General features: G+C 69.8%; 2 protein-coding genes. Both read left to right on the forward strand.

Features of this window, described 5'->3' with window-relative positions:
• The first annotated feature begins 233 nt into the window (after positions 1-233).
• On the forward strand, positions 234-437 hold the full coding sequence (locus VF665_RS01825) for a hypothetical protein (protein WP_331051693.1): 204 nt from the start codon (positions 234-236) through the stop codon (positions 435-437).
• Positions 438-961: 524 nt separating this feature from the next.
• On the forward strand, positions 962-1998 hold a 1037-nt coding region (locus VF665_RS01830), incomplete at its 3' end, for an ImmA/IrrE family metallo-endopeptidase (RefSeq protein ID WP_331051694.1).

The following is a 1998-nucleotide window of genomic DNA, read 5'->3' on the forward strand; positions in this document are numbered from 1 at the left end:
GCGCTCGTCCCCGTGACCTCCGTACATCTTCTGGAACGCTGTCCTTCTGGTGGGGATGGTTGAGCGCTCCCGGCGAGGTGGCCGGGAGCGCTTTTGTTGCGGGGTTGATGAACGGCTGGACCCTTCCGACGGGGCTGCGCCCATCAACTTACCTTTTCACGACAGGATTGACATCGTGCGATCAGCGGCGTAGAGTCTCCTGCACACCCTTCCCCACACTCGGAGAACCCGCCATGCGTCTTGATCCCGACTCGCTCGAGGTACAGTCCTTTTCGGTCGCCCCGGTGACCGAAGTGGCCGAGCCGTCCGACACCGGCCAGTACGGCCCGCGCTCGTACTGCTGGATCTGCTACAACACCGATGACACGGTGCCGTCGTGCGGCTACAAGTGCCTGGAGCCGGACACGTTCGTCAACCCGGCCTGCACCTGGGCCTGATCTCCGCGCGTCCCCGCACCCCGCACAACGGAGCACGCCAAGCGCCTGGACCCGAACTCGCTCGAGGTGCAGTCGTTCCTCAGGGAGCCTTTCCCCGAGACCACCGATCCGGTGCTCGAGCCGAACCCCGTGGTGACGGAGCCCATCGACCCCGAAACTCGCTTCTATCCGTGCACGCGCCAGCTCACCTGCGTTGGCTGCGCGTAACTGCTCGCGAGCATGAGAGATGACAACGAGGCGCCTCCCAGGCCGGGAGGCGCCTCGTTGCGTGCCGGGCGGAGCATGCCCGTCCCCGTGCGGTTCCCCGCGTCTCCCGCGTCCCCCGCGTGAACTGGCCGTCGGGTTGATGATTCGCGGAACCATCGGCGCGTGCGCCGGGTTTGACACGGCTTGTGCAATCCGCAGATTGCACGGCCAACCCAAGCGCGCGCACGATGGTGATGGATGCCGATGACACGCCGAGCCCGTTCCCTGCCCCGCCCTTCCGCGCCCGTCCCCGCACCCCGCCCGTGCCGATGATGGTGATGCCACGCGCCGCCCGGCTGGCGATGCTGCTCGCCGCGCTGGCGGCGACCGCCGGATGGACGGCGGAGGCCGCGGCGCAAACCACCTTTCGCGGCACCGTGCGGTACGAGAAGGTGCTGCCGGGCAAGAAGGGGCTGGACCTCGCCCGCCCCGTGCCCCGGCCCGCGGCGGGCATCCGCGTGCAGGTGCTGTCCTCGCCCGGGCGGGGCATTCTGGGGAGCGCGTTCACCGACTCGGCGGGCGCGTACAGCATCGACGTGCCCCGCCCGGTGGAGGGCGCCGTGACCATCCGCGCGCTGGCGCAGACGGAAAACACGCGGGTGACGCGCGTGCGCGACCGGCTGGAGTGGTCCACCAGCAGCGAGCCGTTCACCCCCGGCCGCGCCCGAACCGTCAGGCGCGACGTGATGGCCAGGGACAGCGGGCGGGTGGCGGGCGCCTTCAACATCGCCATGGTGATCGCCCGGGCCAACGCGCTGGTGCGGAGCGCCGACCCCGCCATCAAGCTGCCGCGGCTGCAGGTGCGCTGGGACACGCTGCACGCGCGGGGCACCTACTTTGATGAAGAAGACGGCGTGGCGTACGTGAACGGCCTGCGCACGCGCGACAGCGACGAGTACGACGACCACGTGATCGCCCACGAGTACGGGCACTTTCTGCTTTCCAGCTTCAGCCGCGACGACAGCCCCGCCGGCGAGCACAGCTCCGGCGACGAGCTGGACCCGCGGCTGGCGTGGTCCGAGGGGTGGGCGAATTTCTTTGCGGCGGCGGTGGCGCAGAACCCGGAATACGTGGACACCGGGGCGCGCGGCGCGAGCCAGACGGTGCTGCTGTCGATGGACATGGAGCAGGACGTAGAGGACGAAGGCCGCCCCGGCATCTGGAGCGAGCACGCCGTGAGTTCCGTGCTGTGGGACTGGTACGACGAACCCGCGGACGGCGCCGATTCGCTCGCGCTCGGCTTCGCCCCGCTGTGGACGGCCGCGACGGCCATGCGCGGCCAGCCCGACAACTACCTGCTGCGCTTCGCCAACCT

The sequence above is a fragment of the Longimicrobium sp. genome (genome assembly GCF_036387355.1).
GTDB lineage: Bacteria > Gemmatimonadota > Gemmatimonadetes > Longimicrobiales > Longimicrobiaceae > Longimicrobium.

Excerpts from the sequence above, each read along its gene's own strand:
- VF665_RS01825 (WP_331051693.1), top strand. The coding sequence starts at position 234 with ATGCGTCTTGATCCCGACTCGCTCGAGGTACAGTCCTTTTCGGTCGCC.